This is a genomic window from Prosthecobacter sp. (assembly GCF_044232965.1).
Taxonomy (GTDB): Bacteria; Verrucomicrobiota; Verrucomicrobiia; order Verrucomicrobiales; family Verrucomicrobiaceae; genus Prosthecobacter.
In genome coordinates, this window is sequence record NZ_JBIIKX010000010.1 from 85,840 (window position 1) to 101,813 (window position 15,974).

At 61.0% G+C, this 15,974-nt stretch carries 14 protein-coding genes and 1 pseudogene; 9 read left to right on the forward strand and 6 right to left on the reverse strand.

All coding sequences use genetic code 11. The features are described 5' to 3' along the window. Positions 1 to 36: 36 nt before the first annotated feature. The 5 genes from ACILSI_RS06590 to ACILSI_RS06610 all read left to right on the forward strand — a co-directional run bounded on the left by ACILSI_RS06590 (position 37) and on the right by ACILSI_RS06610 (position 5,290). Positions 37 to 1,248: a hypothetical protein gene (locus ACILSI_RS06590; RefSeq protein WP_395721062.1), complete on the forward strand. Its 1,212-nt coding sequence runs from the start codon at positions 37 to 39 to the stop codon at positions 1,246 to 1,248. Positions 1,249 to 1,303: 55 nt separating this feature from the next. Beyond that, a complete protein-coding gene (locus tag ACILSI_RS06595) occupies positions 1,304 to 2,662 on the forward strand; it encodes an MBL fold metallo-hydrolase (protein WP_395721063.1) in 1,359 nt (452 codons plus the stop codon). Position 2,663: 1 nt separating this feature from the next. Beyond that, positions 2,664 to 3,140 carry a dihydrofolate reductase gene (locus ACILSI_RS06600; protein WP_395721064.1) on the forward strand — a complete coding sequence of 159 codons (477 nt, stop codon included), beginning with the start codon at positions 2,664 to 2,666 and terminating at the stop codon, positions 3,138 to 3,140. A 303-nt stretch (positions 3,141 to 3,443) separates the two neighbouring features. Further along, on the forward strand, positions 3,444 to 4,166 hold the full coding sequence (locus tag ACILSI_RS06605) for a metallophosphoesterase family protein (RefSeq protein ID WP_395721065.1): 723 nt from the start codon (positions 3,444 to 3,446) through the stop codon (positions 4,164 to 4,166). 116 nt (positions 4,167 to 4,282) lie between these two features. Beyond that, the gene (locus tag ACILSI_RS06610) at positions 4,283 to 5,290 is read left to right on the forward strand and encodes a glycosyltransferase family 9 protein (RefSeq protein ID WP_395721066.1); all 1,008 of its coding nucleotides are present in this window, start codon (positions 4,283 to 4,285) and stop codon (positions 5,288 to 5,290) included. On the opposite strand, the gene ACILSI_RS06615 is transcribed toward ACILSI_RS06610, so the two are convergent. Next, on the reverse strand, positions 5,283 to 6,845 hold the full coding sequence (locus tag ACILSI_RS06615) for an amidohydrolase family protein (protein ID WP_395721067.1): 1,563 nt from the start codon (positions 6,843 to 6,845) through the stop codon (positions 5,283 to 5,285). The two genes, ACILSI_RS06610 and ACILSI_RS06615, sit on opposite strands and share 8 nt — an antisense overlap. Positions 6,846 to 6,906: 61 nt before the next feature. Between ACILSI_RS06615 and ACILSI_RS06620 the strand changes: the two genes are divergently transcribed. Beyond that, positions 6,907 to 7,830, forward strand: coding sequence for a D-alanine--D-alanine ligase (locus ACILSI_RS06620; RefSeq protein ID WP_395721068.1), 924 nt, complete (start codon positions 6,907 to 6,909; stop codon positions 7,828 to 7,830). A gap of 56 nt (positions 7,831 to 7,886) precedes the next feature. Here ACILSI_RS06620 and ACILSI_RS06625 read toward each other — a convergent pair whose 3' ends face one another. From ACILSI_RS06625 to ACILSI_RS06645, 5 genes are all read right to left on the reverse strand, one after another. Next, a complete protein-coding gene (locus ACILSI_RS06625; protein WP_395721069.1) occupies positions 7,887 to 8,519 on the reverse strand; it encodes a DUF2959 domain-containing protein in 633 nt (210 codons plus the stop codon). Positions 8,520 to 8,525: 6 nt separating this feature from the next. Next, entirely contained in the window at positions 8,526 to 8,882 is a 357-nt protein-coding gene (locus ACILSI_RS06630; RefSeq protein WP_395721070.1) for a glutaredoxin family protein, read from the reverse strand. 64 nt (positions 8,883 to 8,946) lie between these two features. Next, entirely contained in the window at positions 8,947 to 11,121 is a 2,175-nt protein-coding gene (locus ACILSI_RS06635; RefSeq protein ID WP_395721071.1) for an alpha/beta hydrolase family protein, read from the reverse strand. Beyond that, on the reverse strand, positions 11,118 to 11,825 hold the full coding sequence (locus ACILSI_RS06640) for a prolyl oligopeptidase family serine peptidase (RefSeq protein ID WP_395721072.1): 708 nt from the start codon (positions 11,823 to 11,825) through the stop codon (positions 11,118 to 11,120). The genes ACILSI_RS06635 and ACILSI_RS06640 overlap by 4 nt, the downstream gene beginning before the upstream one ends. Before the next feature lie 29 nt (positions 11,826 to 11,854). After that, positions 11,855 to 12,550 (reverse strand): zinc metallopeptidase, encoded by a 696-nt coding sequence (locus ACILSI_RS06645; protein WP_395721073.1) that lies wholly within the window; start codon positions 12,548 to 12,550, stop codon positions 11,855 to 11,857. 88 nt (positions 12,551 to 12,638) lie between these two features. Here ACILSI_RS06645 and ACILSI_RS06650 point away from each other — a divergent pair, with 88 nt between their 5' ends. The 3 genes and pseudogenes from ACILSI_RS06650 to ACILSI_RS06660 form a co-directional block, all read left to right on the forward strand. Next, entirely contained in the window at positions 12,639 to 13,655 is a 1,017-nt protein-coding gene (locus tag ACILSI_RS06650) for a hypothetical protein (RefSeq protein ID WP_395721074.1), read from the forward strand. 38 nt (positions 13,656 to 13,693) lie between these two features. After that, positions 13,694 to 14,521, forward strand: a complete 828-nt coding sequence (locus tag ACILSI_RS06655; protein ID WP_395721075.1) for a hypothetical protein — start codon at positions 13,694 to 13,696, stop codon at positions 14,519 to 14,521. 1,138 nt (positions 14,522 to 15,659) lie between these two features. Beyond that, positions 15,660 to 15,923 (forward strand): annotated as a pseudogene (locus ACILSI_RS06660) (hypothetical protein); the annotation flags it as partial. Between the last annotated feature and the right edge of the window lie 51 nt (positions 15,924 to 15,974).

Below are 15,974 nucleotides of genomic sequence, written 5' to 3' on the forward strand. Positions count from 1 at the left end.
GAGGAGACGTTTTTCCAAGCAGCTTTCGCGAAACTCATGATCCGCGCCTTCATCCTGCTCGTCATTCTCACCAGCCTCGGCTGGTGGCTGGATCGCGAGCATCAGGCCGGTCGGTTTCAGCGTGTGGACGAGCTGTTTCTCGACTTCCTCGTTGCCAACGCCCGGGATCGTTTTGAAAAGGCGTCTCCATCTGTCGAAAAGCCCGTCGTGCTGGTGAAAATGCGCGTGGCGGACAAGGAGGAGTACGCTGGCTGGCCGCCACGTCCGCTGGACTGGCAGATGGTGCTCAAAGGCTTGCAGCCGTTCGACCCGGCGGTGCTCGTGATCCCCGAAACACTGATGTGGGGCAGCCCGTCGCCCGAGTTTGTTCGTGAGGCCGCAGAGGCCTTGATGCCCTTTCCCAGCACGGTGCTGGGTGTCGAGGCGCAGCTTGCGACGGGTGCCAATTCACCTGCTTTTCTCGGCGGACTCGATGATGCGCTGCCGCGCTTCGAAAAATTCAGCGCTGAGTTTGATGCAGTGCCTGCTTTGGGAGCTTTGATCACCGCGCCGGACGAGCTGTTGCGCAGGCAGGCCGAGATCGGCATCACCTTCACGCGCAAGGATGAGGACCGCACGCTCCTGCCCTACGCGTTACAGGAAGGCGGTCGCCTGCGTCCCACCGTGCTCGCGCAGGCCATGGCGCGTGTTTCCAGCACGCCTTACGCCACCCATCGTTTGCTGCTGGGGCCCGGAGCGGGCGCGTATCTGGCGAACGGGGGCTTTGTGCCGCTCTCGCCCGCAGGTGAGTTTGTCTTGAATGCCAAACAAACCATTCCCGAGGTCGATGCGCTCAACCTGATGACGGTGGAAATGGCCGATGCGCTGACTGTGCAGGACAAGATGAATCTACGTGGCCCCGGCAAAGTTTTTGTCATTGGCACCGATGACGACACATCGGGTGGTCTGGCCCGCGTGCATGCCCAGGCGCTCGCTCAAGTGCTCGCCATGCCGCGCATTCATTTGCTCTCTGGGCTGTTGCAGTGGGTGATTTGGATTGTGGCGGCCCTGGCTGGCTTCTGGCTTGTCCTGCGCGTTCCCCAAAGGAAAGCGCTGCTGCGGGGAGCCGCGTTTATCTTTGCCGGGCTCGTCATCTGCTTCCTCGCCTTCCAGTCCGCCCTCATTTGGTGCCCGCCGACCCTGCCTGCGGCCCTGCTGGCGGCCTCGGCGCTCTTTGCTAGAGTCGCTGGCCGTGTGAAGGGTAAATAGCCCTTGTATGCCGCCCTCAAGCCCCTAGTGTCGGCCTCCCTTTTACCCCACCTGAATGCGTTTTCGTAACCTGACGCGCCGACGCGAGATCGGCGCCAATTCCTACCTCCTCGAAGCCGGGGATCATCGTGTCGTGCTGGATTCCGGCATGCACCCTAAACGCGCCGGGTTCGACGCCTTGCCAGATTTCGGCCCGCTGCCGCACAAGTCGGCCAATGCGGTCATCATCACCCACGCGCATCACGATCACATCGGCTCCATGCCCGTTTTGCAGCGCAAGCAGCCGAACACGCCGGTCCTCATGACCGAGATCACCGGCGAGCTGTCCTCCGCCATGCTGCACAACTCCGTCAACGTCATGACGAAGCAGCGCGAGGAGGAAAGCATCGCCGAGTACCCGCTCTTCACGCACCGTGAGCTCGATGACATCCGCGCCCAGTGGATGTATCGCGATCTTGACCGCTCCTTCGAGATTCCCGACACCAATCTGGAAGCCACGTTGTTCGATGCCGGCCACATCCTCGGCTCCACCGGCGTGTTGGTCCGCGAAGGCAGCAACACTCTCTTCTACACCGGTGATGTGAACTTCGAGGCGCAGACCATCTGCCGCGCCGCCGATTTCCCCACCAGCGGCATCGACGTCATGATCGCCGAGACCACGCGCGGTGATTACGCCCGTCCCGAAGGATTCTCCCGCAAGGCCGAAAAGGAACGCCTTGCCGGTGTTATCCGCGACACGCACGAGGCCGGTGGCGCGGTGATGATTCCCGTCTTCGCCCTTGGCAAGACGCAGGAGGTCATGCTCATGCTGCACGAGCTGCATCAGGAAGGTCTCATCCCCGAGATGCCGCTCTACATCGGCGGTCTGAGCACCAAGATCACCGTCCTTTACGATCACTACGCCTCGCGCAGCCGCCGCAGCTACCCAGGCTTCCGCCTGCTGGAGGACATGAAGATGCTCGTGCCGCGCAAGAGCAAAAAGCGCCAGGAGATGATCTCCAGCCCGCGCACGCTCTATGCCCTCTCCAGCGGCATGATGACCGAGCACACCGTCTCCAACATCTTCGCGCAGAAGTTCCTCGATAACCCGCGCAACACCCTCTGCTTCGTCGGCTACACCGACCCCGAGTCCCCTGGCTACAAGATCCGCAATGCCGCGCCCGGCACCATGATCAAGCTCTCCAAAGATCTCCCCGCCGTGGCGCTCAATGCCCGCGTCGAGAGTTTCGACCTCAGCGCCCACGCCTCGCGCGAGCAGATCGCCGAGTACATCGAAAAAGTGAAGCCCAAGAAGCTCCTCCTCGTCCACGGCGAGGAGCCCGCCCAGATGTGGTTCACCCGCCGCTTCACCGAAACCATCCCCGGCACCGAAATCATCCGCCCCGAGCCGCACCAGCCCATCGACCTCTGGTAAAATGCCCCGGCTCATCGCCATCGTCGCCATGTCCGCCAATCGCGTCATCGGTCGCGAGGGCAAACTGCCGTGGCATTACTCCGAGGACTTGAAATTCTTCAAGCGCACCACCCTCGGTCATCCCATCCTCATGGGGCGCGCCACCTTCGACTCCATCGGCAAACCGCTCCCCGGTCGTCAAAACATCGTCCTCAGCCGCACGATGGCACCTCGCGAAGGCGTCACCGTCATCCGCGATGTCTCCGAGCTGCCCCAGGTCTGCGGCGCTGCCGAGACCGTCTTCGTCATCGGCGGCGCCCGCGTGTTTGAAGAGCTGCTGCCCCAGTGCGACGGCCTCCACCTGACCTTCATCACCAAAGATTACGAAGGCGATGTCCTGCTCCCGCCCTTCGAGCATCTCTTCCGCCTCAAGGAAATCACCGGTCAGTCCGAAGGTCTGGAGTTTCGGTATTACGAGCGGCTGAAGACAGGGGTCTAAAGCTTGGTTTACAACCAGCTTACAACTCATTTACGAGCCCCTGACGCATTGTTTTTGAACTGTGGCATCATCCCACCAGACAACGAACTGGAGACGGTTCAGTCGCAAATTTCAAAGAGGTGTTCCTTCTGGCTGTTGGTACCTTCTCAAATGCAAAGGGGCGGATCGGGTGATCCGCCCTGTTCTTTGGTGGAAACAAGCCTGCGGAGTCTGCGTTGACCCTGTGCGGCGGCTTCGGATGCCGAAATGCTTGATTTCCCTGCGCATGTCCCGAAGATGGGCTATCGCCGACCAACCTAGACGATGAAATTTGCCATTTTCGGAGACATTCACGCCAACCTGGAAGCCCTGCAGACCGTCCTGTGGGACGCCCAGGAGCAGGGGTGTTCCAATTACGTCTGCCTGGGCGACATCGTGGGCTACGCGGCCAATCCGGTGGAGTGCCTGCAAACGGTGCAGGATCTGGGCTGTCCGGTGGTGCGAGGGAACCACGACGAGGGTGCCGCCTGCGAGAGCACGCTCGAAGAACTGAACCCCCTGGCCCAGAACGCCCTACTCTGGACCCGCCAGCAGCTCAGCGAGGAGCAGCGTCAGTGGCTGCGCGACCTGAAACTCGTACGCCAGGTGCGTGATTTCACCATCGTCCACGCCACGCTCGATTCCCCCGGCAACTGGGGCTATGTGACCAATCGCTTCGACGCGATGGCCAGCTTCAGCTATCAGTTCACCCAGGTCTGTTTCTACGGTCACACCCATGTGCCGCGCATCTTTGAAAAGGACGACGCCGTCCGAGCCGCCCGTGGCACCGATGTCATCATCCAGCGCGGCGTGAAGTATTTTGTCAATGTCGGCAGCGTCGGCCAGCCGCGCGACGGTGACTGGCGCGCCGCCTATGCCATCTACGATGTGCAGGCGCAGACGATCACCATCCGCCGCCTCGAATACGACATCGAAACCGCGCAGGCAAAAATCCGCGCCGCGGGTCTGCCCTCGCTGCTTGCTGATCGACTTGCCTTGGGGAAATGAGGTGTCGGGAGCTGGTCAAGGCTGCGCCGGTCAAGGGGTCAAGAGGTTGCTATGGCAAACCGCGCATATCTTGACCGCAGCTTGACTCCTTGATCATCCCTTGACCTTTTCCCCGCATGCACGCCGCACTGCCAAGCCTCCGAGATTTTCGCAGCGCCATCATCATCAAGCCAAGCTCCCTCGGCGACATCGTCCACACTTTGCCCGCTGTGAAGGCGCTGCGTGACGCGCATCCGCATCTGAAGATCCGCTGGCTCGCCAACACCGAATGGATGCCGATCCTGCAAGGCAGCCCGCTGATCGACGAGGTCATCCCGTTCCCTCGCAAAACGTTTCGTGGCCCTGTCGGTCTGCTGCGTTTCTGGAACTGGCGGCGCACCTGGATGTGCCTGCCGCGTGAGGAGCCGGAGATCGTGCTCGATTTCCAAGGCCTGCTTCGCAGCGGCCTCGCGAGCAGTTGGCGTGGGTCGCAGTATGTCGTCGGTCTTTCGGATGCGCGTGAAGGTACCCACTGGTTTTACAACCACACCGTGCCCGTCGATGCCGGAGCGCATGCGGTGGACCGCTACCTGGAGCTGCCGCGTGCCCTGGGCATCCAGATCGAGCCGGAAGACATCACCTTTGAACTCACGCCCGGCACACCGCCCGCAGGCTGGCCGGAATCACTGTCTGGCTTCATCGCGCTGCACCCTTGGTCGCGTGGGGTGGGCAAATCGCTCTCCAACTCCGCTTTGCAGGCGCTTTGCGATGCCCTGGCGCCGCATCCCGTTGTCCTCGCCGGCATGACGGACGACAAAACCCGCCCCACCGGTGCACACCTTCACGACTGGAGCCACCGCACCTCATTGCCGGAGCTGATCTGGATCATGCGGCAGGCAAAATTCTGCATCAGCGTCGATAGCGGTCCCATGCACATCGCCGCCGCCGTCAATCCGCAGACCCTCGGCATCCATACTTGGAGCGATCCACGCAAGGTCGGGCCGTATCCGCGTGAGGTCCACGTCTGGAAGGCCGGACGCATCGCCCGCCGGGGTGATTATTCACCCGAGGAATGCCAGACCGAAGCCGCAGTGAACGATCAAGCCGCGAAAAAAATCGGTGAGTGGGTGCTCGCGGCTATTTGAGCCGCAAGGGGCCGCCGCTGCGCACTTCGGTCAGTTTGCCATCACGTATCACCACGCCGCCGTTCACGATTACTTCACTGAAGCCTTCAGCGTGGTGGTGCGGGTCGTTGAAGGTGGAGGGATCGGTCACTTTGGCGGGATCGAAGATCACGATGTCGGCAAAGGCTCCCGCTTTGAGCTGGCCGCGATCTTTGAGTCGAAACGTCTGCGCGGGCAGGGAAGTCATGCGGCGCACAGCTTCCTCAATACTGAGCAGTTTTAACTCGCGAACGTAGCGGCCCAACACACGCGCGTTGTTGCCGTAGCTGCGCGGATGCGGCATATCCTCGCCAAGGCGACGCGGACCGCCGTCGCTGGCGATCATGGTGAGCGGATGCTCCAGGAAGGTCTGCAAATCATCCTCGTTCATGCCGTGGAAAATGGCGCTGGCACCGCCCTGGGCCTCAAGATCGAGGATGAACTCAATTTGATCGTCGAGAGTGTCTGAACCGCGTTTCATCTTCGCGGCTTCAGGAATCGTCTTGCCGTTGAGCGTGGGATCGGCCTTGCAGCGGGCGATGACGGCGTAGCTGTAATCCTTGCGGCCTTGCCGTGTGCGCATCTCGGCCATCTTGGCGATGATTTCGGCCTTCTGCTTCGGATCAGCGATGCGGGCGAGGTAATCCTCGCGTTCGCCTTCCAAAGCGCTGTCAGGCAAGGTCTGGCGCAGGCCGGTGCTGGAGGCGGTGTAGGCATATTGATCGTGCGTGATCTGCAAACCCTCGGCGCGTGCCTTGTCGAGCACCGCGAGCACTGTGGCAGCCTTGCCCCAGGCCGTGGGGCCGGAGAGCTTGATGTGAGAAACTTCGGCGCGGATTTTGGCCTCTTTCGCGATGCGGATGATCTCATCCAGCGCGTCGAAGATGCGCACGGTTTCGTAGCGCATGTGGCTGACATAAATGCCGTCGTGCGCGGCGGCGGATTTCGCCAGTTCGATGAGTTCCTCAGTCTTGGCAAAAGAACCGGGCACATAGATCAAGCCGGTGCTCAGTCCTACCGCGCCATCCTTCATCGCCTGATCGACGAGTCCTTTCATCACCGCGAGCTGTTCCGCGTTCGGCGCACGGATGAAGCTGCCGCTCATGCCCTGCTCACGCACGGAGCCGTGGCCGATGAGCGTGGCGACATTGAGGGTGACCTTCGATTCCTCGATTTCCGCGAAAAACTTCGCCACATCGGTCCGCGAATGGCCGCAGTTGCCGGTGATGATCGTCGTGACGCCCATGCGCAGAAAATTCTCCGCCGCCGGAATGAGGCAGATGTCCTCGGAGTGCGTGTGAACGTCGATAAAACCCGGCGCGGCCACTTTTCCACGCGCGTCGATGATTTGATCCGTCGTGCCTTCGATTTGACCCACCGCGACGATTTTTCCGCCCTTCACGGCGATGCTGCCCGTGACCAGCGGCGCTCCGCTGCCGTCGGCGATCAGCGCATTTGTGATGAGGAGATCGAAATCCGCCGCGCTGGCGGTTTGGGCAAGCAGCAAAGCGGCAATCAGGAGCTGGCGCGATTTCATGGCGCGAACTCTGGCAGGATTCCTTTGCCAATCCAGCCGCCACATTCCATATCTGCGGACCATGCTCGACCTCACGAACAAGAAGATCGCCCTCCTCATGGGTGGCCCAGGCTCCGAACGGAAAGTCTCGCTTAAAACCGCCGAGAGCGTCGCCGAGGCGCTGCGCAGCAAAGGAGCCATCGTCAACGAGATCGACGTGACCGGGCCGGACTTTGAGGTTCCGGCGGACACCTTCATCGCCATGAACCTGATTCACGGTACCTTTGGCGAAGACGGCCAGATTCAGGCCATTTTGGATCAGCGAGGTATCCGCTACACTGGTGCGGGTGTCGAAACCAGCCGTGTGGCTTTCGACAAATTGCTCAGTAAGGAACGCTTCATCGCCGCCGGTGTGCCGACGCCGCGCTCGCAGACTTATCTGCTTGATGGCAGCCAGCGGCTCGCGATTGGCTTCCCGCTCGTGGTCAAACCGCCGCGTGAAGGCTCCAGCGTAGGCGTTCACATCTGCCATCATCAGCATGAGTTCGACGCCGCGATTGAAGACGCGAAAAAGTTCGGCACAGACACGCTGGTCGAGGACTATGTGGCCGGCAAAGAGCTGACCGTCGGCATTCTCGGCGATCAGGTGCTGCCCATCATCCACATCGAGCCGTTCGAAGGCTTCTACGACATCAACAACAAGTACCCATGGATGGGCGGCACCGGCAAAACGAATTATAACTGCCCCGCCGATCTCAGCCCCGAGGTGACGAAGGCCGTGCAAGATGCCGCGCTGAAAGCCTTCCGCTCCTGCGGCACCGAAGTCTATGGCCGCGTCGATGTCATGCTGCGTGACAGCGATCAAGCCCCCTTCGTTCTAGAGATCAACACCATTCCCGGCATGACGAGCAGCAGTCTGCTGCCGAAAGCCGCGAAGGCTGTGGGCATCGAGTTTCCTGATCTGTGCGCGCGCATCATCGAGCTGTCGATTGCGGCACGGCCTTGAAAGGAGCGGGGACATCTTGTCCCCGGTGGTGGGACCAGGATGGCCCCACTCCTTGATCAGAGCGTCTGAATGAACCGATCTGCCTCGGCGATGGAGCGATTCATCTGCGCCAGCAGGCGCTGGATGTCGCCCTGGATGTTGTCTGCCTTGCCTCGCAGGGAACCGACGGCGGCGGCGTTCAGGTTGTGCTTCAAATAAAGCACTTGGTCGCGAAACTGGCGCAAGACAGGTTCCATGGTCGATTCAGCCGCGTGCAGCGAATTGGAAAGCTGCTCAAAACGACTTCGTGTGTCCGCCAGCTTGCGACGGCTGTCGGTGGCGAGTGAGGCGCTCTCATACTGACGGATTTCACGCTCCCATTCGCGGAACAAATCCCGTGCCACCGTGTCCACTTCGCGAATCTCGTCCCGCACGGCCGTGGCCTGGGCCTCGCAGTCCTCGTATTCGCCTTTGAAGCGGTTGTAGGCGCTTTCAAGATTGCCGCCGCTGTAGCCGGTCAGCTTTTGTAGCTGCGTCAGCGCATCTTGGAACTCCTCGCCCGCCTCCTTCTGCTCGCCACGCGCGGCTTTGACCGCGCTCTTGAGCAAATCCCGCTTCTCGTAGCCCAGCTTTTCCCAGGCGGCGTAATAAACGGTGTTGCAGGCAGCCAGCGTGAAGACCAGCGCGGCGAGGAGAAGACGAGGACTCATGGGTATTCAACCGACAAACTTGAGCGTGCCGATCTGTCCTGCCGCCATGGCGGCGTGTTGGGCGTCCGTGCAGGCGGAATTGGTCGGAGCGTCAGCCGGAGCATCACTCAGGTTGAGGAGGCCGTTTTCGGTCATCCAGCGCTCCACTTCCTCGCCGCTGATGTCGGCGAGCATCGTGCCGTTCACTTCCACGCAGGGGGACAACGGCTGGCCGCTCTTTTGTTCCATCTCCCAGCGGAAGGCGGGGTTTTTGATGATGTCCTTCTCTTCGTAGTCGAGTCCGTATTTGCGGAAGATGGCGCGGACGCCTTCGCTCCAGCCACAGTAAGTTTTCAGGTAAGCGGTGATTTTGGGTGTTTGCATAATGCGCGTTGGGGTTACGCCACGAGCCTAGCGGACGATGCGGGGATTGCAACCCTCCGGCCGATCACTTCCAACCCAGCTTCTCCTTCAGGAACTGGTACGTCCCCACGCCGTGGATCGTGTGCGGGCCGTCGAAGTGCTCGATGGTCGTGCGGTCGCCGATGAGGAGCTTGTTGTAGAGGCGGCGGACCTTGGCGAACTCGTAGTTCACCCATTCGTCGATGCCGACGCCGTCATTGTGGCCGCGCTCGACCATGAAGGGCCTCGGCGCGATGAGGGCGGCCATCTCGGCATAGTTGAAGGTGCGGCCCATGTTCCACTCCCAGATCTCATACTCGTGGGTGTGCGTGTAGTTCATCGGCATGTCCGTGCTCACGCACTTGCGCACCCATTCGTTGAAATCGCCGCTGCAAATGCTCAGGCAGTAGTCCGTGAGCACCGCAGGCGTGCGCATGGCGGATTTGCCGCCGTAGCTGAGGCCGTAGAAGGCGATCTTCTCCGGAATCGCGAAGGGCTGCGCCTTCAGCCATTCCAGAATGCGCTGATGCTGGCCGTTGATGACGCTGTAGAGCGTGAGGCCGAGCGGATTGAGCTTCCGCTGCAGCGTGCGGAAGGCGTGCATGCCCCGATACGGGTTGTGCGGCGCGAAGGTGACGAATCCCTGCTCTGCAAGGCGCAGCGTGAAGGCCTTGTAGGCTCCAAAGGCGCGGTTCGTCTCGTCGATGGTGATGGTGTCCTCCGGGATGCCTTCCAATCCATGCTGGCAGACGACGACGGGGCGTTTCTCGCCTTCCTTGAGATCCTTCGGCAAACACAGCCAGCCCCAGGCGAAGACATCGTCCCACACATCGAGTGTGACTTCATAGATGGCGACCTTGTCCGTCTCGCGCACGAAGCGGCTCTTCGCGTTCATCGGCAGATTCGGGTCCGGCAGGCGGCCGATAACCTCGTTCCAGAAGCGGTCGCGCTCCTTCGCGGTGTGGGTTTTATACTCCGGCAGCGACTTGAGCGGCAGCTTGTCCCAGAACTGCGCCTTGCGTTCCATCTCGGTGGTCACCAGCAGCCGTTGCGTGAAGGCTTCAAGCTCGCGTACGAGCCGCTTCTGGCGTGTGGCGTCCGGTTTGATCGTGATGGTGGCTCCGGTGATTTTCAGGGACTTGAGCGCGGCATCGGCAGAGGCCTGGGGCAGCAAGTGTCGGATGATCTGATCGTTGTTCGTCTCCTGCGTGGCCGCGAGGATGCGGCTGGTGGGTGCGATCTGCTTCGCACGGGCGACCTCGGCCTCAAACGCGGCCAAATCCGGCGCGGAGAGTCTTCCCGGAGCGGCGATGGAGCGCGCGCCTTTTGCCGCCTCCATCGAGACGACACGGTTCGGATAAAACAAGTGCTGCAACACCAGCGGACGCGGCGCGATGAGGCTGGCGATCTCCGCATCGCCCAGATCACGCAGCAGGCCGAAGACGTTGCGCTCGATCGGTTCCTGCCACACGCTTTCACGCGGCGCGAAGTAGCCCATCGAGTACACGCTGTCGATGCGTTCGTCGATGGCGGCGGCGTGCAGGACCTGCATGCCGCCTTCACCGATGCCGGCGATGAGCAGTGGCACCTGCGCCGGCTGCGCCTTGAACCAATCCACGATGGAAAGCGCCTTCTGCACCTCGTAGCCGATGAGGTGACGCCCCAGCTCGTAGCTTTGGCGATAAATCCACTCGCGGTGCGAGCAGTTCGTCTTCACGCCATACTTGTCGTTCGTGCTGAACTCGGAACCGCGGCTCACCAGCGCCGGAATGACGACTTCGCAGCCGGTGGTGAGCAGCCATTCGTCCACCAGCTTCTCTGGCGTGCCGTCGGCATCCGGCAGGTAAATCACCCGCGCATGCGGTTTGGCCTTTGGTTGCACATAAAGGCCCTCGCCATACACACCGTCGAACACCGGCCAGCGCACGCGGAAGACGCGGCACTGCTCCGTCTCGTGCAGCAGGGCAGGGGAGGCCGTGTCGCCGACGAGTTCGAGCGCGGTGAACGGCACACGCTCATCGACGATGCCGATGGCGGCTTTGAGCTTCTCGCGCGTCGGCTTGCGGCCTGCTTTCGACTGCTCGATGAGCCGCAGCGCCATCTTGTCGATGCCCGCGACCATCGTGGCGGAAAAATCAGGATTCGGCTCCAGTGGCTTCGTGCCGGGAAGGATTTGGGCATGCAGCGATGTGGCTGCGAGAAGGGCGATGAGGATTTTCATGAGCGTTTTTGTTCAAAGAGCCATTTCCAGAACTCGGGGTTGTCATAAGTCGCGGTCCACGAGTCGTGACCGACGCCGGGATAGATCGTGAGTTTGACCGGTGCGCCGATCTTTTTGAGCGCGTCGTGGATCTTGTGGCTGTTTTCGACCGGGACAGCGCCGTCCTTGTCACCGTGGAAGATCCAGGCGGGCAGATGCTTGATGCGCTCCGCCGTGACCCAGCGCACACCAGCGCCACCGCAGACCGGCGCGATGGCCGCGTAAGTGTCAGGATACTCAAACGCGGTCTCCCACGTGCCGAAGCCACCCATGCTGAGGCCGGTTAGGTAAACGCGGCTCGTGTCGATGCGCTCGGTTTTGATCAGATGATCGGTGACGGCCTTCACGCCATGCGGATTCCACAGTTCATTCGGCGGGCATTGCAGACTGGCGATGACGGCGGGGAATTTCTGCCCGGCGGCGATGAGTTTCGGCGGGCCGTGTTTTTTGATCTGTTCGAGGTCGTTGCCGCGCTCGCCGCTCCCATGGAGAAAGATGACGAGCGGCCATTTCTTCTTCGCATTGGTCTCATAGCCTTCGGGTTTGCTCAGCAGGTAGCGGTAGTTGACCTTGATCACGAAATCGCCGCTGTAGGAGGCGGGCGTCTGGGTGTCAGCGAGTGCGAAAGAGGCGGCGGCGAGGAGAAAGGCGATCGTTTTGACCATACGAGTCAAACGACGTGCCGCACGTCGCCTTACGAAGGCCGCGATTTTCCCGTGCCGGGCAGGGCGCTGAGGAAGAAGTAGCGCGGAGAGCTGAGCAGGTCGCCGGTTTCGCGGATAGCCATGCAGAAGAGCAGTTCGTTGAGGCGCTCGTGCGCCTGGCCGTGATTTTTGAGGTGTTCCTCCAGGAAGCGGCGGAGGCGCTTGTTGGCGTTGAGCTCGGTGGGCACGCTACCGAGGTTCAGCAGTAAAAGGAGCAGCAGCACACCGGCGGCGATGAAGATGGCGTAGCGTGGCATGAGCACTTTGAAAAGCGTCATCCCGGTGATGACCAGCACGGCCAGGGTGGGCAGGTAGCGGCTCATGCGGATGCAGCTTTGCCGCCATTTAAGTTCGCCGAGGCTGTCGCCGGTTTGCAAGGCGTGCGCGGCCTCGTGCAGGGCGATGGACCACGCGGTGAGGGTGGTGCCACGGGCCACTTCGCTGCGCAGAAACAGGCGGCGGCGGGCGGGATCGAAGTAATTGGTGACCAGTGCGTCATGCTCGACGATCTGCACATCGTCGATGCCCTCGGATTTGAGGAAGACGAGGGCGATCTCTCCACCGGTGTGCGCCGTGGGGGCGTTCACGCGCGAACCTTTGAGCATCATGCCCGCATGCCGCGCCTGCGCCCAGCGGACGAGGGCGAGACCGGCGAAGAGAGCGAGACCAATGAGCAGAAACGGCATGCGCGGACACTGACAGCCAATCAAGCGGTAGGCAAATCGTGTGTGCAGCGTTCTTGCGGGAGGCGCGGCGACATGATTGGATGGGCGCATGATCCGTTTCGCCGTCCTGCTTGCCGTTTGTCTCCTGAACACCGCCGTTCTGGCCGAGGACATCCTTGGTCAGGGCGAATTTCGCTATCGAGTGGTTCCCAACTGGGGACGTGAGGCTTTGGCGCAGGTGAATGTGAAAAACGGCCACGCGGTGGTCATCGACTCGCAAGGGCGGTTGTTCTTCCTCACGGATGATGCGCGGAACAATGTGATCATTCTCGACTCGAAGACCGGCGCGTTGATCAAGCACTGGACGGCCCGCATGCCAGGAGCGCACGGGATGAGCCTGGTGAAGGAGGGTGAGCGCGAGGTGCTGTTCATCACCGACACACAATTGCATGAAGTGCGCAAGGTGACGCTCGATGGCGAGGAGTTGGCGGTCTTCCCATGGCCGAAAACAGCGAAGCTGCATGCCGATGCGAAGGAATACCGGCCCTCGAAGACGATTCACTTCCCCAATGGCGAGTTCGCGGTCTTTGATGGCTATGGGAAGGATTACATCTTCCACTACAAGCCGGATGGATCGCTGCTGCGTGCCTGGGGTGGCAATCTTGGCGATCCGAAGGACCAACTGAAGCACTGGGGTCCGCACGGTGGCGCGTTTGATGATCGCGATGGCACGCCGCGTGTGGTCATTGGCATGAGCGACCAGCAGGAAATCCGCCGCTTCACGCCGGAGGGCCGATTCATTGACCAGAGGCCGTTTCCCGGCGGGAATCCGCGTGACATCGTGCTTTTCGGCCAGCACACGATCATTCCGCATCTCGGTGACAACTGGCCGAAGGATAAAAACGCGGCGGGATTCATCTCCATCGTCGATTCGCAGTGGAAGGTCGTCTCGAACATTGGCGGGCCGCCTGCCGTGTATGAAAATGGTGCATTGCAGCCGATGAAAAGTGATGGGAAGACCTTCATTCATCCGCATGGCGTGGCGGTGGATGCGGATGGGAACCTGTATGTGGCCCAGTTTGCTTCGCCTGCGGCTCCCTTGCTGAAGCTGGAGCGGCTCAAGTGAGCGCAACTTTTGGGTCCGAGGACAGTTTTAATGAGGAGATGAAAACCGAGCCCAGCTATGAAGTTGCCAAACCAACGCAGCGGCGGAACATGCCCGCCATGCGCCCCTTGGCCTTGTTTTTAGCCCTCATCACGACTGCTGTTGCTCAGTCGGAAGACACCAAGCCATCTTCACCGAAACCGGGCGAGGGGCCGTCTTTCCGCGATGGTGAGCGCCGTGGGCCTCCTGGCATGATGCCCGGCATGGGCGGGAAGCCGTCGCGCGGCTTTGAGGGATTTGAAAAGCTGTCCGAGGAAGAACGCAGCAAGGTGCGCGCGGCCTTTGAAAAAGCCTGGCAGCGGCCTGAGGTCATCGCATCACGCGACGAGGCGATGAAGGCGAACGAGGAGATGCGCAACACGTTGCACAAGGCGCTCAAGGAGATTGATCCCGAGGTCGTGGGCATTCTGGAGAAGATCAAACCGCCCTTCCCCATGGATCAGCGCGGTCTGCCGGAAATGCCAAAGCCTGATTCGCCAGAATTCGGGCGCATGGCTGCGATCCGTCTCGGAGCTGAGATGATGTCCGTGTCCAAACCGGAACGCCGTGAGGAAACTCGCCGCTTTCATGATCGCATCATGCAGTTGCCGCGTGTGAAAGAGGCGCTGGCCAGACTGGAACAACTGCCGCCGGACCAACGGATGGAAGCCTTCAAAAAGCTGCGCGACACCTACCGCGAAGTCGCGGGCCAGGAGTTCATGAAATTCCGTGAGAAGTCGGAGTCCAAGGATGGCAGGGATGGCAGGGATGGCTTCCGTCGTCCCCCAGAAGACGGGAAATCTGAGCCGGAAAAGAAGGAAGACGTCCCGCCCACCAAGCCGCAGTGAGTCCATAAATAATTCATTTGATGCCGCTCGTGACTTCGGGGTAGAAATGGCGTCTGCTCCAACGTGGCGGATGCCCCATAGGTCAGTGACAGAAGTGTGGATTTGTATGGATGCCGAATGCCGTTCATGATAGGCAATTTTCATGCGTCGAACCGTTCTAATCTGGCTTTCTGCCCATGCTCTTGGCATGACGTCGGCCCGGGCTGATGTGGACGTGACACTCGCTCACACGGCACGAGTTTATGATTTGGCCAGCGACCGGCTTTTTTGCATTACGGGTGGAAGTATCACACCGGTAAACCCGGCCACGGGTGCACTCGAAGCGCCGATCGTCGTCACAACCACCACGAGCCTGATGGGAGACCGCATGGACTGCGCATCGGCTGGGAGTCAGTTGTATGTTTGTCACGATGGCGGCAAAAGACTGGCCCAGGTGAATTTGGCTTCCGGTTCGGTGGTGGCAGATTGGTCGGCCGGCACGGATGCGAACGGAGAGAAGGTGTTTTATTCGGTGGCCGCCCTGCCCGGAGCACCGGGACGAGTGGCAACAGTGACCCTGTCTTCCATCGGCGGCGTAAAAAGCTACCAGGTTTTTGAAAACGGCGTGCTCATCGCCTCAACAGCCCAGGAGGCCGGCACCGCCCTGATTGTGCCGGGGAATACGGATGGCGAATGGTTCGCGCTGTCCGATCAACTGAGCAGTCCCTGCACGATGCAGCGCTTTCAGGTCTCCGGTTCGACTATCAGCGCTCCGCAAAGCATGGGCACATTTCCGACGCCTAACGGCAGCCACACCTTTCGGAGGAAGGGCCGGTTGTTGCTCATCGACATCTATTGGTTCGATGCTTTTACCCGCCTGCAAAACGGGTCGCTTTTCAATTATGGCAGCGCCGGGGACTATGATGCGGCTTCTGACCGCATGGTGATGACCATTGGAAACAGCTCCAGTGATGAGCGTGTCGTGGTGCTCGATGCCCGCACGATGGCTGCCGTGGAGGAGCGTGACCCGCCGGAGAGCGGCACGTCTACCCTCGTGCTCTGCGGAGACCGGATTGCTCTCTGCAAACCGGAAGGCCTCCGTTTTCGCGACTGGCGGATGGTTCCCAAGCCGGAGGAGGCGGATCTCGTGGTGCGCCAGATGCCCGGACCTTCTTATCTGGTGCAAGGACAGCCTGTTTCCTTCTCAGTGCTGGTACGGAATGCCGGGCGTGCCACGGCGGCTTCCACGCAGTTGAACTGGAGCGGCATGCCGGTGGCAACCGCAGGCCAGGTCACGAGCACGCTGGGGAGCGTGCAGCTCAGTGGAGGGGATGTGAGCGTGGCCCTCGGTGATCTGGCACCAGATGAACAGGCCACGGTGACCATCCAGCTCTCGTCATGGCCTGCGGGCGTCACCGCAGTCACCGCGACGGCAAGTTGCTCGACGACCGAGTCGAGCACGACCAACAACACG

Coding starts and splice junctions, on each gene's coding strand:
- ACILSI_RS06590 (WP_395721062.1), top strand. CDS start 37: ATGATCCGCGCCTTCATCCTGCTCGTCATTCTCACCAGCCTCGGCTGG.
- ACILSI_RS06595 (WP_395721063.1), top strand. CDS start 1,304: ATGCGTTTTCGTAACCTGACGCGCCGACGCGAGATCGGCGCCAATTCC.
- ACILSI_RS06600 (WP_395721064.1), top strand. CDS start 2,664: ATGCCCCGGCTCATCGCCATCGTCGCCATGTCCGCCAATCGCGTCATC.
- ACILSI_RS06605 (WP_395721065.1), top strand. CDS start 3,444: ATGAAATTTGCCATTTTCGGAGACATTCACGCCAACCTGGAAGCCCTG.
- ACILSI_RS06610 (WP_395721066.1), top strand. CDS start 4,283: ATGCACGCCGCACTGCCAAGCCTCCGAGATTTTCGCAGCGCCATCATC.
- ACILSI_RS06615 (WP_395721067.1), bottom strand. CDS start 6,845: ATGAAATCGCGCCAGCTCCTGATTGCCGCTTTGCTGCTTGCCCAAACC.
- ACILSI_RS06620 (WP_395721068.1), top strand. CDS start 6,907: ATGCTCGACCTCACGAACAAGAAGATCGCCCTCCTCATGGGTGGCCCA.
- ACILSI_RS06625 (WP_395721069.1), bottom strand. CDS start 8,519: ATGAGTCCTCGTCTTCTCCTCGCCGCGCTGGTCTTCACGCTGGCTGCC.
- ACILSI_RS06630 (WP_395721070.1), bottom strand. CDS start 8,882: ATGCAAACACCCAAAATCACCGCTTACCTGAAAACTTACTGTGGCTGG.
- ACILSI_RS06635 (WP_395721071.1), bottom strand. CDS start 11,121: ATGAAAATCCTCATCGCCCTTCTCGCAGCCACATCGCTGCATGCCCAA.
- ACILSI_RS06640 (WP_395721072.1), bottom strand. CDS start 11,825: ATGGTCAAAACGATCGCCTTTCTCCTCGCCGCCGCCTCTTTCGCACTC.
- ACILSI_RS06645 (WP_395721073.1), bottom strand. CDS start 12,550: ATGCCGTTTCTGCTCATTGGTCTCGCTCTCTTCGCCGGTCTCGCCCTC.
- ACILSI_RS06650 (WP_395721074.1), top strand. CDS start 12,639: ATGATCCGTTTCGCCGTCCTGCTTGCCGTTTGTCTCCTGAACACCGCC.
- ACILSI_RS06655 (WP_395721075.1), top strand. CDS start 13,694: ATGAAAACCGAGCCCAGCTATGAAGTTGCCAAACCAACGCAGCGGCGG.